The sequence below is a fragment of the Bacillus sp. FSL R5-0560 genome (genome assembly GCF_037966305.1).
GTDB lineage: Bacteria > Bacillota > Bacilli > Bacillales > Bacillaceae > Bacillus > Bacillus mojavensis.
On sequence record NZ_CP150195.1, the window covers coordinates 3,663,950 to 3,683,924 of the forward strand.

Annotated in this window: 20 protein-coding genes; 10 read left to right on the forward strand and 10 right to left on the reverse strand. The window is 42.6% G+C overall.

The window, feature by feature from the left end; all coding sequences use genetic code 11:
- Window positions 1–27: 27 nt before the first annotated feature.
- The 5 genes from NST56_RS19160 to pgsB all read right to left on the reverse strand — a co-directional run bounded on the left by NST56_RS19160 (window position 28) and on the right by pgsB (window position 4,414).
- A complete protein-coding gene (locus NST56_RS19160; RefSeq protein WP_326196644.1) occupies window positions 28–1,269 on the reverse strand; it encodes a C40 family peptidase in 1,242 nt (413 codons plus the stop codon).
- A 156-nt stretch (window positions 1,270–1,425) separates the two neighbouring features.
- Window positions 1,426–1,593 carry an extrachromosomal elements maintenance protein EdmS gene (gene edmS, locus NST56_RS19165; RefSeq protein ID WP_010332114.1) on the reverse strand — a complete coding sequence of 56 codons (168 nt, stop codon included), beginning with the start codon at window positions 1,591–1,593 and terminating at the stop codon, window positions 1,426–1,428.
- A 14-nt stretch (window positions 1,594–1,607) separates the two neighbouring features.
- Complete coding sequence (gene pgsA, locus NST56_RS19170; protein ID WP_339178504.1) at window positions 1,608–2,750, reverse strand: capsular polyglutamate synthetase PgsA; 1,143 nt, start codon at window positions 2,748–2,750, stop codon at window positions 1,608–1,610.
- 18 nt (window positions 2,751–2,768) lie between these two features.
- A complete protein-coding gene (gene pgsC, locus NST56_RS19175; protein ID WP_010332116.1) occupies window positions 2,769–3,218 on the reverse strand; it encodes a poly-gamma-glutamate biosynthesis protein PgsC in 450 nt (149 codons plus the stop codon).
- A gap of 14 nt (window positions 3,219–3,232) precedes the next feature.
- Window positions 3,233–4,414 (reverse strand): poly-gamma-glutamate synthase PgsB, encoded by a 1,182-nt coding sequence (gene pgsB, locus NST56_RS19180; RefSeq protein ID WP_010332117.1) that lies wholly within the window; start codon window positions 4,412–4,414, stop codon window positions 3,233–3,235.
- A 798-nt stretch (window positions 4,415–5,212) separates the two neighbouring features.
- Between pgsB and NST56_RS19185 the strand changes: the two genes are divergently transcribed.
- The 8 genes from NST56_RS19185 to NST56_RS19220 all read left to right on the forward strand — a co-directional run bounded on the left by NST56_RS19185 (window position 5,213) and on the right by NST56_RS19220 (window position 11,972).
- The gene (locus tag NST56_RS19185; RefSeq protein ID WP_010332118.1) at window positions 5,213–6,202 is read left to right on the forward strand and encodes a LacI family DNA-binding transcriptional regulator; all 990 of its coding nucleotides are present in this window, start codon (window positions 5,213–5,215) and stop codon (window positions 6,200–6,202) included.
- Window positions 6,195–7,076, forward strand: coding sequence for a ribokinase (gene rbsK / locus NST56_RS19190; protein WP_339178506.1), 882 nt, complete (start codon window positions 6,195–6,197; stop codon window positions 7,074–7,076). The genes NST56_RS19185 and rbsK overlap by 8 nt, the downstream gene beginning before the upstream one ends.
- The gene (rbsD, locus tag NST56_RS19195) at window positions 7,073–7,468 is read left to right on the forward strand and encodes a D-ribose pyranase (protein ID WP_010332120.1); all 396 of its coding nucleotides are present in this window, start codon (window positions 7,073–7,075) and stop codon (window positions 7,466–7,468) included. The genes rbsK and rbsD overlap by 4 nt, the downstream gene beginning before the upstream one ends.
- Before the next feature lie 14 nt (window positions 7,469–7,482).
- Window positions 7,483–8,964: a sugar ABC transporter ATP-binding protein gene (locus NST56_RS19200; protein WP_326218485.1), complete on the forward strand. Its 1,482-nt coding sequence runs from the start codon at window positions 7,483–7,485 to the stop codon at window positions 8,962–8,964.
- A gap of 1 nt (window position 8,965) precedes the next feature.
- Window positions 8,966–9,937, forward strand: a complete 972-nt coding sequence (rbsC, locus tag NST56_RS19205; protein ID WP_168748908.1) for a ribose ABC transporter permease RbsC — start codon at window positions 8,966–8,968, stop codon at window positions 9,935–9,937.
- 11 nt (window positions 9,938–9,948) lie between these two features.
- Entirely contained in the window at window positions 9,949–10,866 is a 918-nt protein-coding gene (gene rbsB, locus NST56_RS19210) for a ribose ABC transporter substrate-binding protein RbsB (RefSeq protein ID WP_010332123.1), read from the forward strand.
- Between the two features lie 107 nt (window positions 10,867–10,973).
- On the forward strand, window positions 10,974–11,510 hold the full coding sequence (locus NST56_RS19215) for an SH3 domain-containing protein (RefSeq protein WP_010332124.1): 537 nt from the start codon (window positions 10,974–10,976) through the stop codon (window positions 11,508–11,510).
- Window positions 11,511–11,675: 165 nt separating this feature from the next.
- Window positions 11,676–11,972, forward strand: coding sequence for a DUF3892 domain-containing protein (locus NST56_RS19220; RefSeq protein WP_010332125.1), 297 nt, complete (start codon window positions 11,676–11,678; stop codon window positions 11,970–11,972).
- A gap of 40 nt (window positions 11,973–12,012) precedes the next feature.
- Here the strand turns inward: NST56_RS19220 and NST56_RS19225 are convergent, their stop codons facing one another.
- The 3 genes from NST56_RS19225 to alsS form a co-directional block, all read right to left on the reverse strand.
- The gene (locus NST56_RS19225) at window positions 12,013–12,540 is read right to left on the reverse strand and encodes an NAD(P)H-dependent oxidoreductase (RefSeq protein ID WP_168748912.1); all 528 of its coding nucleotides are present in this window, start codon (window positions 12,538–12,540) and stop codon (window positions 12,013–12,015) included.
- A gap of 98 nt (window positions 12,541–12,638) precedes the next feature.
- Window positions 12,639–13,406: an acetolactate decarboxylase gene (budA, locus tag NST56_RS19230; RefSeq protein WP_326192735.1), complete on the reverse strand. Its 768-nt coding sequence runs from the start codon at window positions 13,404–13,406 to the stop codon at window positions 12,639–12,641.
- A 62-nt stretch (window positions 13,407–13,468) separates the two neighbouring features.
- Window positions 13,469–15,181, reverse strand: coding sequence for an acetolactate synthase AlsS (gene alsS, locus NST56_RS19235; RefSeq protein WP_168748913.1), 1,713 nt, complete (start codon window positions 15,179–15,181; stop codon window positions 13,469–13,471).
- A 158-nt stretch (window positions 15,182–15,339) separates the two neighbouring features.
- Here alsS and alsR point away from each other — a divergent pair, with 158 nt between their 5' ends.
- Together alsR and NST56_RS19245 are read left to right on the forward strand one after the other, a co-directional pair.
- Window positions 15,340–16,248 (forward strand): acetoin biosynthesis transcriptional regulator AlsR, encoded by a 909-nt coding sequence (gene alsR / locus NST56_RS19240; protein ID WP_010332129.1) that lies wholly within the window; start codon window positions 15,340–15,342, stop codon window positions 16,246–16,248.
- A gap of 211 nt (window positions 16,249–16,459) precedes the next feature.
- Complete coding sequence (locus NST56_RS19245; RefSeq protein WP_268448198.1) at window positions 16,460–17,788, forward strand: arsenic transporter; 1,329 nt, start codon at window positions 16,460–16,462, stop codon at window positions 17,786–17,788.
- Window positions 17,789–17,853: 65 nt separating this feature from the next.
- Here the strand turns inward: NST56_RS19245 and NST56_RS19250 are convergent, their stop codons facing one another.
- Both NST56_RS19250 and NST56_RS19255 read right to left on the reverse strand, forming a co-directional pair.
- Window positions 17,854–18,528, reverse strand: a complete 675-nt coding sequence (locus NST56_RS19250) for a DUF2642 domain-containing protein (protein ID WP_168748915.1) — start codon at window positions 18,526–18,528, stop codon at window positions 17,854–17,856.
- A gap of 63 nt (window positions 18,529–18,591) precedes the next feature.
- Entirely contained in the window at window positions 18,592–19,920 is a 1,329-nt protein-coding gene (locus tag NST56_RS19255; protein WP_339178521.1) for a spore coat protein CotH, read from the reverse strand.
- Window positions 19,921–19,975: the final 55 nt, after the last annotated feature.

Sequence of the window (19,975 nt, forward strand, 5' to 3'; positions counted from 1 at the left end):
AGACTCCAGAGAAACTGGAGCCTTTTTTTATTGCACCCGAATACCTCCCGCGTATTTATCTTTCCAATACGTGCTCGTATTCATATTCGTAATGGTTACACCATTTGTTAATGTGACATGAACAACTTGCCCATTTCCGATATAGATGGCCGGGTTTAAGCTTGTTGATTGGAAAAAGACAATGTCGCCAGGTTTCAGATCAGCCTTATCAACCTTTGTTCCCGCTTTATATTGGCCAGTCGCGTATCGGGGCAGTGAAATGCCCGCCGCTTTCTGGTAAACATATTGAACAAAGCCAGAAGTATCAAAACCTGTTTCCGGAGAAACCCCGCCCTTTTTGTAAGGAACTTCCCCGATATAAAGCGTCGCCTTCGACACAATCGGATTTTCTTTCGGAATCGTCAGGTTGTTAAAGCGGCGAATGCCTGTCATCTTAGATTTCCAATAATCCTCTGATAAGTAGGAAATGGTTACTTTTTCTGACCTGCTCGCCTGAATAAATCTTCCTCCGCCAGCATAAATCCCGGCATGTGAGATTCCTTTTTTGTACGTGTTGCTGAAATAGACGACATCGCCGGGCTTTATGTTCTGTGGCGCCACCTTCTCGCCCACTGCCCACTGCTGCTCTGCCGATCTCGGCAGATATATGCCAAGCGCCTGTTTAAAGACATATTGCACAAGCCCTGAGCAATCAAAGCCCTCTGACGGTGTGCTTCCGCCAAAGACGTACGGAATGCCGAGGTATTTTTCGGCCTCCTGCACAACAGAGACATCAGCAGTTGCCGGATCGGCGGCAATTCGTTTCGCCCCAATGTAAGAGCCGCTCCAATAGCTGCTTTTTTCGTAATTTGTGACAATAACACCTTTTGATAGCGTGCTGTGAATCATTTGCCCGTCTCCAATGTAAAGAGCGGCGTGTGTCGGTGCAGTCCCGCTGCTTCCCGCTTTTTTGAAAAATAAAATATCACCTGGCTTTAGATCTGCCGGTTTTACTGCTGTCCCGACTTTTGACTGGTCGTTCACCGATCTCGGCAGATGAATATCAGCCTGACCGAAAACATATTGAATCAATCCAGACGAATCGAAGCCTTCTTTCGGTGTTTCACCGCCGTATTTATACTTATACCCAAGCCATTTCTTTGCTTCACTGATGACCAGATCAAATTTTGTATCAGCCTCCGCAATATCCGCTTTTGTCATAATAGGAACCAAAAAACAAATCATAACGGCCACAAGCAAAAACTTCTTCCAGTTTGCCAGTGTGTTCACTTTTACTATCTCCTCCTCTATTTGCAGTTTTAACATCGGTATTTTTCTAGATATGTTAAGAGACTTTTTCATATTTTCACAGAATGAATATGCTGGCTTTCGAAATGGCAAATAAAAAAAGAGAATGTCTCGAAAGACATTCTCTTTTTTTATTTGTTATTTAGCGGCGTTTGCCGTTTCTTCCTGCTGTTGAATTTTATGAATTTCCGTATCGATTTTCTGCTTTTCCTGATCAGTCAGCTGATCGTTGAATTTGAAAGCTGACATAAACATAAACACGACTGCAACGGCAACAAACGGCCAGATGGCTTTGACAAATTTCATCTTATATCACTCCATTATTTAGAATTTAGTTTGTCACTGTGATCGACATCAAAAGTCAGTTTTCCGTCTTCTACTTCCCATGCAAAATTAGAGTCTTTCGTCAGTTCGCGAATAATTGTTTTCTGTTTCAGACTGCCTTTTTTAACAGGGGCTGGTGTCGCTTCATGGATATCAATCGGCGTTACCTCAAAGTGTCCCGTTCCATTTTTCTTTAAATGATACTGCACCAGCGCACTGTCTCTAGTTCTTGTCCAGCCTTGGTCAAACACAAAGTTCCCCAGACTGTAGAAAATGACGGTGCCGTTATAGACTTCGATCGGTTCAAGGACGTGCGGGTGATGGCCGACGATGATATCAGCACCTGCATCAGACATAGCTCTAGCCAATTGGCGCTGGCGGTCATTCGGATCATTATCATACTCTTGACCCCAGTGTGACTGTACAACTACGACATCCGCATGTTTTTTCGCTTCTGAAATCATTGGGATAAAGATTTCCGGATCTGCGGGAAGTACGCCCGGTGTATTCTTCTTAGCCGCAAAACCTTTGCCGGATACATCCGTGAATCCAAGGGTTGCGATTGTTACCCCATTAACTTCTTGGTATGAGATATTCTTTTTCGCATCGCTCAAGCTGTATCCACCCCCAACGATATCGAGGTTATGTTTTGAAAATTCTTCAAGTGTATCTTTCATACCCTGTGCGCCGTAATCCATGGCGTGGTTATTCGCGCTGTTAAGGACCGTGAAGTTCATATCCTTCAGGACTTTTACTGATTCCTTGTTTGTCTGCAGATGAATTTCTTTTTCTGCTTGCTTATAGTTCTTTTTATAGGTTACCGGGTTCTCAAAGTTTCCGGCTACGTAGTCTGATGCTTTAAAGATAGGCTCAACGTATTGAAAAATACTGCTTACCCCTTTTTGTTCCGTTACTCTTTCAACATAGCGCCCCATCATAATATCGCCTACAAATGAGGCTGAAAGAACGTCATCTGAATAGGTTTTAACCTTTGGCGTCTCTGCTTTGCCTGCCCACATAAAAGCAAACATGAGGACAAAAACGATCGGAATCGCGATAAATACGTGCTTATTGGTTTTCTTTTTCTGCTGTTTTGTCAGCTTCAATAGCTTTTCATGAAAGCTCAGTTCTTTTTTCATCGTTTGACACACCTTACATTAAATTAAGTAGTAAACAAACATGATAGCAAAGGTCGCTCCGCTCAATAGCAGCGTGCTTCCGAACGTAATCGTTAATCCTTGTTTTTGAATGGTATTGGCAATTAAACCCGGTACGATAATGCCGATTCCTCGAAATTCTGCGATTTCAAATGGCACAATCGGGTATAGAAAATCAAAGGCAATTTTCAGGACGATCCCTGTAATCAGCATGGCAGCGAATTTTCTGCGTCCATACAAAATCATAAACTTGGATAAACCGAATTTCACAATGACATAGGTGAGCAAGCTGACTAACAATACGAGTAAAATAAAGACCGGCTGATTAAACACAAGTCCTAAATATCCCGGTACAACAAGCCCTGCCGGCACAATCCCTGTTTTTTCCGCAAAAATTAAACTGAGTAGTACACCTAAAATTAGTGCAATGTATAAATCTGATCCGAACATGTCTGCATTTCCTCCTAGCTTACGAGCTGCTTAACCTTGTATTCGTGGATTTTTTCTATTAATGGCTCTGCGGCACCATGAATGTTGCCGACGCCATATATGACACGGTTGTGCATTCTTTTCTTTAACAATTCCATGATTTCTTCCGTTGATTTGTACTCTAGATCATGCAGTTTGTCTGCAGGAATTTTACCTTCTTCATATGCTTTTACAATTGGTTCTGTTGTTTCACCGATTAAGATCAGTTCACTTGCTTCAATATAAGGCAATACGTCATTTGCGAATTGCTGTGTCCGATCCACCCGGTCTGCGCGGCAGTTCATAATGATGATCGGATCATCGGTTGGGTAACCGATTTCTTTTACACGTTTCCATATATTCAAAGTAGAAGAAGCGTCGTTTGCGGCAAACCCATTAACAAAGTGCCCAGGCTCACTCGGACTGATCAGCGGAAGAATTCTCATTGCTCCCGGATCTGGCGGCGCATTCAGCATTCCTTTAAACGCTGTTTCTTCATCAATGCCGAGTGCTTGAGCCACACCCAGTGCGAGAGAAGCGTTATCAGGGAATACCATATATTCAAATTTACGAAGATATTCATCAGTAATTTTCGAGTTATCAGCAATGATGACTTTTGTGTTACGCTCTTTGGCTTTTTGTTTAAAGAACTCGGTATATTCACTATCTGTAATGACAAGATGGCCATTATAAGGAATAGTAGCCGTAAACGCTTCTGCAATTTCATCAAGCGTCGGCCCCATAACATCCATATGATCTTCCAGCACGTTTACAATGACGCCGATATTGGCTTGAAGAAGTTCTTCCTGAAAGATAATTTGATAGTCCGGATTAACGGCCATACATTCACTGACGAGGGCGTTGGCTCCTCTATCTACCGTCTCTCTCATGACTTCTTTTTGTTCACCAATATTGGGTCCTTGAGGTTTCCGTTTAATTGGCTTTTCCTCCGGTGTATCCCAATAGATCATTCTTGCGTCCGTTCCTGTCGTTTTTCCGACAGTTTTGTAACCGGCTTCTATTAATATTCCGGTTGTCAGCCTTGTCACAGTGGACTTTCCTCGGATGCCGTTAATATTCACTCGAACAGGGAGGGCATCAATGTTTTTCTGATGTCGCCGTTTTTCTAATATTCCGATGACCAGTATGACAGCACAGGCTATAATGAGTAACCACATTGCTTATCGACATCTCCTTCTATATTGTTGTAAATTCATTCATCAGTATATAGAATCACTATGAATTCTCAATCGGCATTATGTAACATAATCTCCCCTAATCTACTGAGCCAAACTTCTCTTTTGAAAGAGATTTTATACCCACAAGCCGTTTTCTTTTTTTGGAAATTGACAGGACTTACATCTTATCGATTTTTTTAACACCAAAAAGGAATGCGCTTTCATTTACCAAATGATTTCCTTCTAGACGTTTAGTCACACCTTGAATGTTCAGTTTAATATGCATTTCAAATCAATCTTTTTTCCAGCCCGGTATATCAGGCTTTTGCTGATACAATGCATGTTTCCGGTTCTTATGAACACAAAATTATATTTGCCTGTTTCTTAAGGATAAGGTCATAATGTCGTCCTTTCTGCACGGAATAGACAATATTAGGCCCATACCAAATTGACTACTGGCCCCGGCAATAAAAACGGCAAACAAACAGGTCCAGGTTCTCTAACATAATTAAACATTTTCTGGGCGGATAGTCTTTTCTGTTTTATCCTATTTACAGGTCTAAACGCATGACTTTGAAACAATTTTAATAAAACTTAATATTCGTTCATGAAAAGTTCATCCAGATTTGTGAAGACTTTGTCAAAAAAAACCGTGATTACCTTTACATTCTCGTATTTATACACAATTTACAGTTTGGTTTGCTATATCGCCATGGTTTATTTTTTTCTTATTGCCAATAACGAAATGTCATGATAATCTATCTATGTAAACGGTTACACAAACGAGGAGGAGCTGTGTTGGCTACAATTAAAGATGTCGCGGGAGCAGCGGGCGTCTCGGTTGCAACGGTCTCCCGCGTCCTGAATGACAACGGCTATGTACATGAAGAAACGAGAACACGTGTGATGGCCGCCATGGAGAAGCTGAACTATTATCCGAATGAAGTCGCCAGGTCTCTTTATAAAAGAGAATCCAGGCTAATCGGGCTTTTGCTTCCGGATATTACGAACCCTTTCTTCCCCCAGCTTGCCCGCGGCGCGGAGGATGAATTGAACCGGGAAGGCTATCGGCTTATTTTTGGCAACAGTGACGAGGAATTAAATAAAGAACTTGAATACCTTCAAACCTTTAAACAAAATCATGTCGCAGGTATTATTGCTGCAACAAATTATCCTCATCTTGAAGAATACAGCGGGATTGATCAGCCAGTCGTTTTCCTGGACAGAACACCTGAAGGCGCTCCTTCTGTATCCAGTGACGGACATACCGGGGGAAAATTAGCAGCAGAAGCAATCGTTCATGGAAAAAGCAAACACATTACGCTCCTGAAGGGTCCTGCTCACCTGCCGACTGCCCAAGACCGCTTTCACGGCGCTTTAGAGGTATTACAGCAGGCTGGTGTTGATTTTCAGATCATCGAGACGGCGTCCTTTTCTTTTAAGGATGCACAAGCACTGGCAAAGGAGCTGTTTGCCATATATCCTGAGACAGACGGGATAATTGCCAGTAATGATATTCAAGCAGCGGCTGTTTTGCATGAAGCTTTGCGGCGCGGAAAAAAAGTGCCTGAGGATATTCAAATTATCGGCTACGATGACATTCCCCAAAGCGAGCTGCTGTTTCCGCCGCTGTCAACAATTAAACAGCCGGCATATGACATGGGTAAAGAAGCGGCTAAACTGCTTTTGAGTATCATAAAAAAACAGCCGCTCGCAGAAACGGCGATTCAAATGCCCGTCATGTATATAAGAAGAAATACGACAAGAAAGGAAGAAAAGGATGCGTAATATTTGTGTGATTGGAAGCTGTTCTATGGATTTAGTGGTCACCTCAGACAAACGCCCAAACTCGGGCGAAACTGTACTGGGTACTTCATTTCAAACTGTGCCGGGCGGTAAAGGGGCGAATCAGGCTGTTGCCGCTGCCAGACTTGGCGCAAATGTTTTTATGATTGGCAAGGTCGGTGACGATCATTATGGAACAGCCATCATGAATAATTTAAAAGCAAACGGTGTTCACACCGACTATATGGAACCGGTTACACATAAAGAAAGCGGCACCGCCCACATCGTGCTTGCCGAAGGTGATAACAGCATCGTCGTCGTTAAAGGCGCAAATGATGAGATCACCCCATCTTATGCGATAGACGCTCTCGAAAAGCTTGAAAATATCGATATGGTCCTGATTCAGCAGGAAATCCCGGAAGAAACAGTTGATGAGGTATGCAGATACTGCCATTCTCACGACATCCCGATCATGCTTAACCCGGCACCGGCCCGCCCGCTGAAGCAGGAAACCATTGACCATGCCACCTATCTTACGCCGAATGAACATGAGGCGGCGATCTTATTCCCGGAGCTGACGGTTTCTGAAGCATTGGCGCTTTATCCGGCGAAGCTCTTTATCACTGAAGGCAAACAAGGCGTGCGCTATTCAGCCGGCAGCAAAGAGCGGATCATCCCTTCCTTCCCTGTTGAGCCTGTCGATACGACCGGAGCAGGTGATACGTTTAACGCGGCTCTTGCAGTGGCTCTGGCGGAGGGTAAAGATATTGAAGCTTCATTACGGTTCGCAAACCGCGCCGCTTCCCTATCTGTATGTTCCTTCGGCGCTCAAGGCGGAATGCCATCCAGAAAAGAAGTAGAGGAGCTGCTGTCATGAAAAAACACGGTATTTTGAACAGTCATCTTGCCAAGCTATTGGCTGACCTTGGCCATACTGACAAAATTGTTATCGCTGATGCAGGGCTGCCCGTTCCTGACAGCGTTCTGAAAATTGATCTCTCACTGAAGCCGGGTTTTCCGGCTTTCCGGGATGTAGCCGCAGTGCTGGCAGATGAAATGGCGGTTGAAAAGGTGATAGTCGCATCCGAAATAAAGGTGTCCAATCCAGAGAATGCGAGTTTTATAGAAACCCTTTTTTCTGAAGAGGCAGTCGACTGCCTTCCCCACGAGGAATTTAAGGAGCTGACCAAAGAAGCTAAAGCTGTCATACGAACAGGAGAATTCACACCATACGCCAACTGCATCCTGCAGGCGGGTGTGCTTTTCTAGAAAGGAGGATCGATATGCAAATCGAAATGAATGACATTCATAAAGCATTCGCGAAAAACCAGGTGCTTTCAGGTGTATCCTTCCAGCTCAAGCCTGGCGAAGTTCATGCATTGATGGGAGAAAACGGCGCCGGCAAGTCCACCCTGATGAACATCCTGACTGGTCTGCACAAACTGGACAAAGGTCGGATCACCATAAATGGCAACGAGACGTATTTCTCCAACCCAAAGGAAGCCGAGCAGCACGGAATCGCCTTCATCCATCAGGAACTGAATATTTGGCCGGACATGTCCGTTCTTGAGAATCTATTTATCGGAAAAGAAATGTCAACGAAATTTGGTATTTTACAAACCAGAAAAATGAAAGCGCTAGCAAAAGAGCAATTTGATAAACTATCCGTCTCTCTTTCTCTTGATCAAGAAGCAGGTGAATGCTCCGTCGGACAGCAGCAGATGATTGAAATTGCAAAAGCGCTCATGACAAATGCGGAGGTAATCATAATGGATGAACCTACCGCAGCTTTGACTGAACGGGAAATCAGCAAGCTGTTTGACGTCATTACGGCTTTAAAAAAGAACGGTGTTTCCATTGTATACATTTCACATCGAATGGAAGAAATTTTCACGATTTGCGACAGAATCACCATCATGCGTGACGGTAAAACGGTCGATACAACAAACATTTCAGAAACCAATTTTGACGAGGTCGTGAAAAAAATGGTCGGACGTGAGCTGACGGAACGATACCCTAAACGCGTCCCTTCACTCGGAGACAAAATATTCGAGGTGAAAAACGCCTCCTCAAAAGGGCGCTTTGAAGATATCAGCTTTTATGTCCGTTCCGGTGAAATTGTCGGCGTTTCCGGTTTAATGGGAGCCGGACGTACAGAAATGATGAGAGGGCTGTTCGGCATTGACCGGCTCGATTCGGGAGAAATTTGGATTGCAGGAAAAAAGACTGCTATTAAGAATCCGTATGATGCTGTGAAAAAAGGGCTCGGCTTCATTACGGAAAACCGCAAAGATGAGGGATTGCTGCTCGACACATCCATTCGTGAAAATATTGCGCTGCCCAATTTGGCCAGTTTTTCTCCAAAGGGCATCATTGATTACAAGCGGGAAGCAGAGTTTGTAGACCTTCTCATAAAACGCTTGACCATCAAAACGGCTTCACCGGAAACGCACGCGCGACAATTGTCCGGCGGCAACCAGCAAAAGGTCGTGATCGCAAAATGGATCGGCATCGGCCCAAAAGTGCTCATATTGGATGAGCCGACAAGAGGCGTGGATGTAGGTGCGAAACGGGAGATTTATACGCTGATGAATGAGCTCACTGACCGCGGTGTCGGCATCATTATGGTGTCATCAGAGCTGCCGGAAATACTCGGAATGAGTGACAGAATCATCGTTGTCCATGAAGGCAGAATCAGCGGAAACATTGAAGCGCGTGAAGCGACACAAGAACGAATTATGACACTTGCCACGGGAGGGCGGTAACATGAAAACGGAACAACTGAAGCAATCAGAAAAAAAACAGATTCACTTCGATGGCGTCATGCAGAAGCTCGGCCCGTTTCTCGGTTTATTTATTCTCGTTATGATCGTATCAATTTTAAACCCGAGCTTCCTGGAGCCTCTAAATATTTTAAACCTGCTTCGGCAGGTGGCGATTAACGGATTAATCGCATTCGGCATGACCTTCGTTATTTTAACTGGGGGCATTGATCTTTCTGTCGGGGCTATTCTCGCCCTGTCCAGCGCCTTAGTCGCGGGGATGATTGTATCTGGTGTCGACCCGATACTCGCCGTCATCATAGGCTGCCTGATTGGCGCTCTGCTCGGGATGATCAACGGATTGTTAATCACAAAAGGGAAAATGGCCCCTTTCATTGCGACACTTGCGACCATGACTGTGTTCCGCGGACTTACTCTTGTGTATACAGACGGAAACCCGATCACAGGGCTTGGCACTCATTATGCCTTTCAGCTGTTCGGCCGCGGTTATTTCTTAGGAATTCCTGTACCGGCGATTACAATGGTTCTCGCCTTTGTTATCCTTTGGGTGCTGCTTCACAAAACGCCGTTCGGGCGCCGGACATACGCAATTGGCGGCAATGAAAAAGCGGCGCTCATTTCAGGCATTAAAGTCACACGTGTAAAAGTCATGATTTACGCTTTAGCCGGTCTATTATCCGCCCTTGCCGGCGCGATTTTGACTTCCCGCCTCCACTCAGCACAGCCGACAGCTGGAGAATCATATGAACTGGATGCCATTGCGGCGGTGGTCTTAGGCGGAACGAGTCTATCCGGGGGCCGCGGGCGCATTATCGGAACGTTAATTGGGGTGCTGATCATCGGCACACTCAATAATGGTCTCAACTTGCTTGGCGTCTCATCATTTTATCAGCTGGTTGTTAAAGGGATTGTCATTTTAATCGCGGTATTATTAGACCGCAAAAAGTCAGCATAGGAGGGTTTTACATGAAAAAGGCTGTATCCGTCATTTTGGCACTGTCACTGTTTGTATTGAGCGCCTGTTCGCTTGAGCCTCCCCAATGGGCGAAGCCTTCAAACTCAGATAATAAAAAGGAATTTACCATCGGCTTGTCGATCTCAACGCTTAACAATCCCTTTTTTGTCTCTTTAAAAAAGGGAATTGAAAAAGAAGCGGAAAAGCGCGGAATGAAGGTCATCATCGTCGATGCACAAAATGATTCCTCCAAGCAGACAAGTGATGTGGAGGACTTAATTCAGCAGGGCGTCGATGCGCTGTTAATTAATCCGACTGATTCATCGGCTATTTCAACGGCAGTAGAGTCTGCAAATTCAATCGGTGTGCCTGTCGTCTCAATTGACCGGTCCGCTGAACAAGGCAAAGTGGAAACCCTCGTGGCTTCAGACAATGTAAAAGGCGGAGAAATGGCCGCAGAGTTCATCGCAGACAAGCTTGGAAATGGAGCTAAGGTGGCGGAGCTTGAAGGCGTTCCGGGTGCATCCGCTACACGGGAACGCGGTTCAGGCTTTCACAAAATCGCGGATCAAAAGCTGGACGTTGTCACAAAACAATCAGCTGACTTTGACCGCACTAAAGGCCTGACTGTCATGGAAAACCTGCTCCAAGGACACCCGGATATCCAAGCGGTTTTCGCTCATAATGATGAAATGGCGCTTGGAGCTCTCGAAGCGATTAACAGCTCCGGTAAAGACATTTTAGTCGTCGGTTTTGACGGAAATAAGGATGCGATTTCTTCGATTAAAGACGGTAAGCTCTCAGCCACTGTCGCTCAGCAGCCTGAATTAATCGGTAAACTGGCAACGGAAGCAGCAGATCAGATTTTACATGGAAAGAAAGTAAAGAAAACAATATCAGCGCCGCTTAAGCTGGAAACGAAAAAATAATGTAAAGGATCAGATCTTATCTGATCCTTTTTTATGTTTAGCAACCGGCCAAAACGTGAAAGGGATAATAGAAATGATTATTTCTCTTATGTGAGGAGAGGAACGCAATGTACAAATCCACGAAAATATTGTCTACACTTGCACTTGCAGCTGGAATAACTGCCGCTTCTGCTGGCGGTGCAAACACAATTCATGCACAACAGCCAGTAACAAACGTAAGCATTGATGATTTATACAGCTACCCGATTGATTCATACTTGGTTTCAGCAGAGGCTCTGAATGTCAGAACAAAGGCCTCCGCTACAAGCTCTAAAGCCGATACACTTCACCTGGGCGACAGCTTAAAGCTCATTTCGTTTTCAAACGCTGATTGGGCAAAGGTTCATTACAAAAACGGAAAGACAGGCTTTGTCTCCACTCATTACATTGTAAAGGCAGCAACAACGGTAAAAACCAAAACAAAAACGAAAGCATATACATCTGCTGAAGGAAAAAGCATCAAGACACTCCCGGCTAACACAAGCGTATCTTTTTTAGGCTGGAGTAAAACAAAAAAAGGCGGCTTTGACTTTGATTGGGTCTATGTAGATTACGGCGGTAAAACAGGTTATATCAAAACAAAGGACCTGCAAATGACAAAATAACCAAAAGGGATTCCGTTTACAGAACGGAATCCCTTTTTTCTTCGCTAATTATGGATTGAATTGTCGCATTCAAAATATTTCTCAGGAAATATTGTCGTCTGCTATGTCGAAACCTATACATGATCAACAGCATTTTTGTTTACGTTAAGGGATGGAGGTGGAAAAATGGATCAATTTGAAGCTGCATATGACTCGTATAAATCCAAACAAACAAATATCGATCAGCCAGTTGATACGTCCGGAAAAGAAGAAATTATCGCGGTCAGAAGAAATGAGGAAGACAATATTATCGCGGTGAAAACGAACGCAGGAAGAGAACTGGACTATCCCACTGCGCTATCAGAAGCAAAAGCTGGGAAGCTCGCTCACGTTGATGTATTTCATAAATACGGACGTGACATTTTACGAAGTGAGCCAGACGGCATTAAGGATAACAACCTATCTGAATTACCCGATTTTTAATAGAGAAAGCCCTGTCCCACACCGGACAGGGCTTTTCTTTTTAAGAAAAAGGCTGCTGGATATAATCTGCTAACCGTTTTGCACTGATTGCAATATCCTCAGCATTTGCGTATTTCACACCATAAAACACATATGGCGGAAGATATGTCATGCCAATCAGATTGCTTGTCGCCTGAAACGGCTTCAGGAGCTCACTGATCGAATAATGGTTCCCTCCGCCTGCCTGATACTTTTCCGCTTCGCTTCCTGTGGAAACAGCCAGCATCAGCTCTTTGCCATGCAGAGCTTTCCCTTCTGACCCGAAGGCCCAGCCGTATGTCAGCACAAGATCCTGCCATTTTTTAAGAAGCGGCGGAGAGCTGTACCAATAAAGCGGAAATTGGAAAACAATCCGATCGTATTGCTCGCACAGCTGCTGCTCTTTGGCAACATCGATGGCTTCATCCGGATATTCCTTATAAAGCTCCCGTACAGTGATATTGTCATGTTTACTTAATTCCTCTACCCACGCCTTATTGACGACTGAGGTATCCATTTGCGGATGAACAGCCAAAACCAGTACTTTCAAGGAGACCCACACCTTTATCGTTTTAATGTTATTTTAACTAAAATCAGGTAAAGTGCCAAATGAAAAGAAAGCCCTGCACATGTGCGGGCTTTCTTTTTTTATTCCGGGCTTCCTTCAGTGGTTTCGATATCTTTGGCGAAATCCGGGTTATCCAGATTCGCATTAAAGAAATCTGCTGTATTTGGAAGTCTAAGATTCATGTTCATTTTTTGAGAGATCGTCACCGTGCAATCCTCAAGCACATAATCAAAGACGTGTCCGCCTGTATTTCGTCCTTCGTCAATGAAGTGCAGGTGATAGCCAGAAACAGCGATTCCGTTCGCATAAGCAGGAGTCAAGAAACCAACGATTGTCCCTCTGATGTTGTCAAAGTTGAAAATCGGCTGTGTTTTGACCGCTTCAACCATTGGCACATAAGGTTTTTCTTGCAGTTCTACCGTTCTTGTCTGCACTTTTTTAAACAATCCATCAATACGGATGGCATAAAATAGGTTTTTACTTGGCAGAATGCTATTGATTTCTTTTTCAAATTCTTCACGTGTCATTTTCGCATCAATTTTGTGCGTCATGTCCGGTGTAAAAAACGTAAATGAGCAGAACGGAGAGCGGTCTCCGCTTTGCACCGGTGTCGCAGTGCCGTCGGAACGAAGACGATAAAATTCGCCGTCAAACCCAATCAGCTCTCCATCAAGCTTGTTAAAAGTTCCGATACCGAAGTCACCGTATTTCGGAATATCTGACAGTTCAAAATCGCCGTCATATACTCCGTCTAAAAGAGAAGTCATTGTTGATACTTGATAAATTTGGCTCACGGGCTGTTCTTTTTTGCCGCGGCTCAGCATTTGAATATTGCTTTCGTTTTTCATATTCCCTTCACTCCTTTAGTAATGTGCTGTTCTTCAAAAACAGTGTCTTGGTGCGCAGAGTGCTAGAGAGCTTTTGTTTTCATCAGTTCTCCAAATTCTTTTGGGAGCTTGTCACTCGCTAAATTAACGTTATCACTGTAGTCAACTGGGACATCAATGATAACAGGGCCTTCAGCATTCATGGCTTGACGCAGAACACCTTCCAGCTGGTCTGGTGATTCGACACGCAAACCGGTTGCCCCGAAGCTTTCCGCATATTTCACGATATCAATGTTTCCAAACTCGACTGCAGATGTACGATTGTATTTTTTCAATTGCTGGAATGCAACCATGTCATATGTGCTGTCGTTCCATACAATGTGTACAATTGGAGCTTTTAAGCGCACCGCTGTCTCTAACTCCATTGCTGAGAATAAGAAACCGCCGTCACCAGAGACAGAAACGACTTTTTCACCCGGTTTCACTAATGAAGCACCGATTGCCCACGGAAGCGCAACACCAAGTGTTTGCATACCGTTACTGATCATTAATGTTAATGGCTCATAGCTGCGGAAATAACGGGACATCCAAATCGCGTGTGAACCGATATCGCATGTCACTGTGACGTTATCCTCGACTGCATTCCGTAATGCTTTAACGATCTCAAGAGGATGCAGTCTGTCTGACTTCCAATCTGCAGGCACCTGCTCTCCCTCATGCATATATTCTTTTAATTCAGAAAGGATTTTTTGCTCACGTTCCGCAAAATCCACTTTTACAGCATCATGTTCGATATGATTCAAAGTAGAAGGAATATCCCCGATCAATTCAAGCTCTGGCTGGTACGCATGATCAATGTCAGCCAGAATCTCATCTAAATGGATAATCGTCCGGTCTCCATTGACATTCCAGAATTTCGGATCGTATTCAATTGGGTCATAGCCGATTGTCAGAACAACATCAGCCTGCTCAAGCAGCAGGTCACCAGGCTGGTTGCGGAATAAACCGATACGGCCGAAGTATTGATCCTCTAAATCTCTTGTAAGAGTGCCGGCAGCCTGAAATGTTTCTACGAATGGAAGCTGAACCTTTTTCAAAAGCTTGCGAACCGCTTTGATCGCTTTAGGTCTTCCGCCTTTCATTCCGACTAGAACCACAGGAAGTTTTGCTGTTTGGATTTTCGCGATAGCAGCACTGATTGCATCATCAGGTGCAGGGCCAAGTTTTGGCGCTGCCACTGCACGCACGTTTTTGGTGTTTGTGACTTCATTCACAACATCTTGCGGAAAGCTCACAAAAGCGGCCCCAGCCTGACCTGCTGACGCTGCTCTAAATGCATTTGTAACAGCTTCCGGTATGTTTTTCACGTCTTGAACCTCTACACTGTATTTTGTAATCGGCTGAAATAACGCCGCATTATCCAATGATTGATGAGTTCGTTTTAAACGATCGGCACGGATAACGTTCCCAGCAAGCGCAACGACAGGGTCACCTTCAGTGTTTGCAGTCAGCAGTCCCGTTGCCAGGTTAGAAGCACCCGGTCCTGATGTGACTAAAACGACTCCCGGTTTTCCAGTTAAACGGCCTACAGCCTGCGCCATAAATGCTGCATTTTGTTCATGCCGTGCAACAATGATCTCTGGCCCTTTATCTTGTAAAGCGTCAAATACCGCATCAATTTTTGCACCTGGAATGCCAAATACATGTGTGACACCTTGCTCCGCTAAGCAATCAACAACAAGCTCCGCCCCTCTGTTTTTCACAAGGGATTTTTGTTCTTTTGTTGCTTTTGTCAACACCCTCACTCCTTATTATGCATTTTAAACATAAAAATTTAAATAAATCTTGTGATACGTTTCACTATACACTCTTTGGAAATTGACCTCCAATATCAATTCGACTTATGATTAATATGTATTACGAATTATTAACCTACGAAAGGAATGCATGATTGATGGAGCTTCGCCACCTTCAATACTTTATCGCAGTTGCCGAAGAGCTTCATTTCGGAAAAGCTGCACTTCGGCTGAACATGACACAGCCTCCCCTCAGCCAGCAGATTAAACAGCTGGAAAAAGAAGTCGGGGTGACGCTACTGAAGAGGACAAAACGATTTGTGGAGCTAACCGCAGCCGGAGAAATATTTTTAACTCACTGCCGTACGGCTTTGATGCAAATTGATCAAGCGATTGAACTGGCACAGCGTACGGCTCGCGGCGAGCACGGCCATCTCGTTATCGGTTTTGTCGGATCAGCTACATATGAATTTCTGCCGCCGATTGTCCGGGAATACCGTAAAAAATTCCCATCAGTAAAAATTGAATTACGGGAAATATCCTCATTTAGGCAGCAGGATGAGCTACTAAAGGGAAACATTGATATTGGTATACTTCATCCTCCGTTGCAGCATACAGCATTACATACTGAAATCGCCCAAAGCAGTCCTTGTGTTTTAGCTTTGCCTAAACAACACCCGTTAACATCTAAGGAAGCCATTACAATTGAAGATTTGAGAGATGAACCGATTATTACTGTAGCCAAGGAAGCATGGCCTACTTTATACATTGATTTCATCCAATTTTGTGAGCAGGCTGGCTTTAAACCAAACATTGTACAGGAAGCGACTGAATATCAAATGGTCATTGGGTTAGTCAGCGCCGGCATCGGGATTACATTTGTACCTTCCTCAGCTAAAAAGTTATTTAACTTGGATGTGACTTATCGAACAATAGATAAAATACAGCTGAATGCCGAATGGGTTATCGCCTATCGCAAAGACAATCAAAATCCGCTTTTAAAGCAATTTATTAATATTTCAAATTGTCAGCAGTTAAGAACTAAAGAGAGTGATGCAAGTACCTGAAATGATACTTGCGAACTCTTTTTTCTTTTGGGATTCTCATGGAATTTTAATTAATATAATATAATCGCTTAGTACAACTTCTTATCGGTATACGTATACATACAGTACAAATAGTTGGCAAGGATACTAGTAAGCGTATGACAATCGTTTGATGTTAAGAATGATAGATAGAGAGGTGACATATATTACACAGTTCACGAGTATATTAACATTGCTCGCTTTTTTCATAACAATGCTTTTTATTTTCTGGCGACCGAAAGGGTTAAATGAAGCTATCCCCGCAACAATAGGCGCTTTCATGGTGATATTATGCGGAAGTGTGTCATTGACAGACTTAGGAGAAATAGGATCAAAAGTCACAGGTGCATCGGTCACAATTCTTGCCACTATGATCATGGCCATTGCATTGGAAAGTTTCGGGTTCTTTTATTGGGTGGCCGCCAAGCTGCTCCAACAATCCAGGGGATCAGGCATCAAGCTTTTTTGGTTAACCAATTCACTTTGCTTTTTAATGACCATTTTCCTAAATAATGATGGGAGCGTTTTGATCACAACCCCCATCCTTTTGCTGGTTTTAAAATATTTAGGTTTGAAAAAACATCAAAAAACCCCTTATTTAATAAGCGGCGTTTTAATAGCTACAGCCTCCAGCGCACCGATTGGCGTAAGTAATATTGTAAATTTAATTTCTCTCAAAATGATTGGCATGGATCTATATCTGCACACTGCCATGATGTTTGTCCCTAGTATGATGGGACTCCTTTTTATGGCTTGTCTACTGTTTATTTTCTTTTATAAACGTCTTCCTAAAAGCCTGCCGGATATACCGAACCATTTTCAGTCTCTGCAACATAGAAGGTACCATCCCCTTTATTCGCCATCAGCTCCATTACCAAAACGAAATCAAACAAAAATAATGTTATTTGTACTCGCATTTGTTTTTCTCGTCAGAATCAGCTTATTTGCCGCGTCATATACCGGTATCTCCGTTCCTCTTGTCGCTGTCATCGGATCGATTATCCTTTTGGCCTGGAGATGGGTTTATTTCAAAACCTCTCCTAAAGACTTGTTATACAAATCACCTTGGCACATTTTTATTTTCGCTTTTACTATGTATGTCCTCATTTATGGGCTGCACAATATTGGATTTACTGAATTACTTGTCAATTATTTTGAACCAATGGTTTCTGGAAGCCTCTCCTACGCTACTTTCGTATCAGGTATCTCTACCTCTGTTTTTTCGAATCTATTCAACAACCATCCGGCTTTAATGATCAGTACTTTTACTTTAACGGAAATGAGCCTGAATCCTTCAACAGCAAAAATCATCTACTTGGCAAATATCATTGGGAGTGATATTGGTTCCTTATTATTACCTATAGGAACATTAGCAACACTTATTTGGATGCATATATTAAAACAGCATGATGAAAGTATTTCCTGGGGTGAATATTTAAAAACGACCATATTAATCATTCCGCTGACTGTTCTTTTTACACTAACATGTTTATATTTTTGGATCAGTTGGTTGTTTCTTTAGCAGAGTATGAAACAAAAAACTGCCTTCTGCTATTCGAGGGCAGTTTATTTTCAGTATAGGCTGCGCTAAGGGAGATGCATTGTCTTTAGATGATTTAACTTCCAAATGATTGACTCTCCACTTGCGTTAATAAGCTCAATGATATTATTAGACACATCTTTTAATAGACCGACTTTCTCTGGCACTTCCCCCATATCAAATATGACCAATTGGCCAACATATTTTTTGATCTGCTCCTCGAAATTACGCACAAGTGAAACACTGGAAGGTACGACGGGCAATTGAGAGTTATCAAGAGTGTACGGCGTTTGTTCTGTTGAATAAGGGGTAAACCATTTTAAATGATGCATAGATATGAAAAGTGTTTTAAAAACAGGTGAAAAAAATACAATATAATCATTTAAAACACTTGTAACATATCCATGTATTGACCGATCCCCCGTTACATAAATTTCAATAAATTTGCCTTTCACCTTGTTTAATGTGTTTCTATAAGAAAAACTATTATTTTCCGCCTCCATCATTGGATCTTCCGGATCTATTAAAATTGGTTTCTCAGTATTCGTATTTATTGCTTTGTTCATTTGATGAAGATGCAGCAAGGGAATATAAAGATAATTGCAGCCATCAAATATAACAAAAATATCCTGTCCAATATCTATAAGTGTGCCAACAAATCTTGTATCTCCTGAAATGACAACCTCAACATCTGTGTCAAGAAATTGATTCAAACCTTTCACCATTCTCCCCCTTTAATTGAATGAAAAAGGGCATCACTTTATCTGATGCACCTTCATTATCTATTAAAATTTGCGCTTCCAATGATAGTCTATTGTTTTAACAATCGTTTCATAGCTATAATCTTCCTTTTGGCTTCCGGTACGATGAAAATCAGAAGATCTTGATGACCGATATGATTTGGACGAACTTTTGGTGTCTGATGAACGATCATATGTTGATGATTGATAATCTGAAGATCTTGGTGACCGATATGATTTAGACGAACTTTTGGCGTCTGATGAACAATCATATGTTGACGATTGATAATCTGAAGATCTTGGTGACCGATATGATTTGGAAGAACTTTTGGAATCTGATGAACGATCATATGTTGACGATTGATAATCTGAAGATCTTGGTGACCGATATGATTTGGAAGAACTTTTGGAATCTGATGAACGATCATATGTTGATGATTGATAATCTGAAGATCTTGGTGACCGATATGATTTGGATGAACTTTTGGAATCAGATGACCGATCATATGTTGACGATTGATAGTCTGAGGATCTTGGTGACCGATATAATTTGGACGAACTTGATGAGCTATATGATGTTGAAGAGGTTAACGAACTACTGTCCCCCTCTTCTTCGTGTTTTTGTTTTTGGTCTATATCATATTTGCTTTCTTCTTTATCATCATGTTCTTTCTTTTGATCACCTTTTTTGTAAGAGCCTTTTGGGCCTAAGCTGATGCTCTTGATATGAAAAGGATATATCCGAAGCACTTCTTGATTTTTCACTAAAGTATAATGACCATCCGCATTATCTACGAGGATCCCTTCAATTGCTTCTGGTCCTCCTCGATTAATCGAAACCCATTTATGAGTTAAACTCTTAAAAACTTCGTTTAAATGATCAGCTTCCAAGACACCTGGCGTATGTCCTTCTTTATTTACAGCGTCATCATGTTTACTTATGCTTTTGATGTGATGAATATTAAAATAAACTACGCCATCCTCATTTGTGTCTAACGCAGCGAAATCATCTCCTAGCCATACCAAACTTCCTTTTTTAGATTCCGGACCGCCTTGATTTAATTGCACTGATTGGTTCATTAACTGTCCGATTAAGCTGTGAAAATCATCAGCATCAGCCATTTCTGCCGTCTCAATTGTTGTTGTGCTATTATTGGTATCCTCTGTAATACTTTTGACATGATCCAATTGATAATAAATGGTTTTTTTTTCAGTTTGTAAGGCGATATAATCTGATTTTACAGCTACCAATTTTCCTCTTTTAGATTCCGGACCTCCTCGATATACAGTGACAATTTTATCTTGCATTGAATGCAAAAAATTATAGTAAGATATATCATGATTTGAATGATTTTTCATTCTCCTCTTGCTCATTCATTACCCTCCTAGTCATTTATACATAGATGATAAATATATTGCATATATACGT

What these genes read in the sequence shown, in the direction of transcription:
- pgsC (WP_010332116.1), bottom strand. Translation starts at nt 3,218, where the DNA reads ATGTTCGGATCAGATTTATACATTGCACTAATTTTAGGTGTACTACTC.
- budA (WP_326192735.1), bottom strand. Translation starts at nt 13,406, where the DNA reads ATGAAAAACGAAAGCAATATTCAAATGCTGAGCCGCGGCAAAAAAGAA.
- NST56_RS19255 (WP_339178521.1), bottom strand. Translation starts at nt 19,920, where the DNA reads ATGAGCAAGAGGAGAATGAAAAATCATTCAAATCATGATATATCTTAC.
- rbsD (WP_010332120.1), top strand. Translation starts at nt 7,073, where the DNA reads ATGAAAAAACACGGTATTTTGAACAGTCATCTTGCCAAGCTATTGGCT.
- edmS (WP_010332114.1), bottom strand. Translation starts at nt 1,593, where the DNA reads ATGAAATTTGTCAAAGCCATCTGGCCGTTTGTTGCCGTTGCAGTCGTG.
- rbsC (WP_168748908.1), top strand. Translation starts at nt 8,966, where the DNA reads ATGAAAACGGAACAACTGAAGCAATCAGAAAAAAAACAGATTCACTTC.
- NST56_RS19215 (WP_010332124.1), top strand. Translation starts at nt 10,974, where the DNA reads ATGTACAAATCCACGAAAATATTGTCTACACTTGCACTTGCAGCTGGA.
- NST56_RS19200 (WP_326218485.1), top strand. Translation starts at nt 7,483, where the DNA reads ATGCAAATCGAAATGAATGACATTCATAAAGCATTCGCGAAAAACCAG.
- rbsK (WP_339178506.1), top strand. Translation starts at nt 6,195, where the DNA reads ATGCGTAATATTTGTGTGATTGGAAGCTGTTCTATGGATTTAGTGGTC.
- pgsB (WP_010332117.1), bottom strand. Translation starts at nt 4,414, where the DNA reads ATGTGGTTACTCATTATAGCCTGTGCTGTCATACTGGTCATCGGAATA.
- rbsB (WP_010332123.1), top strand. Translation starts at nt 9,949, where the DNA reads ATGAAAAAGGCTGTATCCGTCATTTTGGCACTGTCACTGTTTGTATTG.
- pgsA (WP_339178504.1), bottom strand. Translation starts at nt 2,750, where the DNA reads ATGAAAAAAGAACTGAGCTTTCATGAAAAGCTATTGAAGCTGACAAAA.
- NST56_RS19220 (WP_010332125.1), top strand. Translation starts at nt 11,676, where the DNA reads ATGGATCAATTTGAAGCTGCATATGACTCGTATAAATCCAAACAAACA.
- alsR (WP_010332129.1), top strand. Translation starts at nt 15,340, where the DNA reads ATGGAGCTTCGCCACCTTCAATACTTTATCGCAGTTGCCGAAGAGCTT.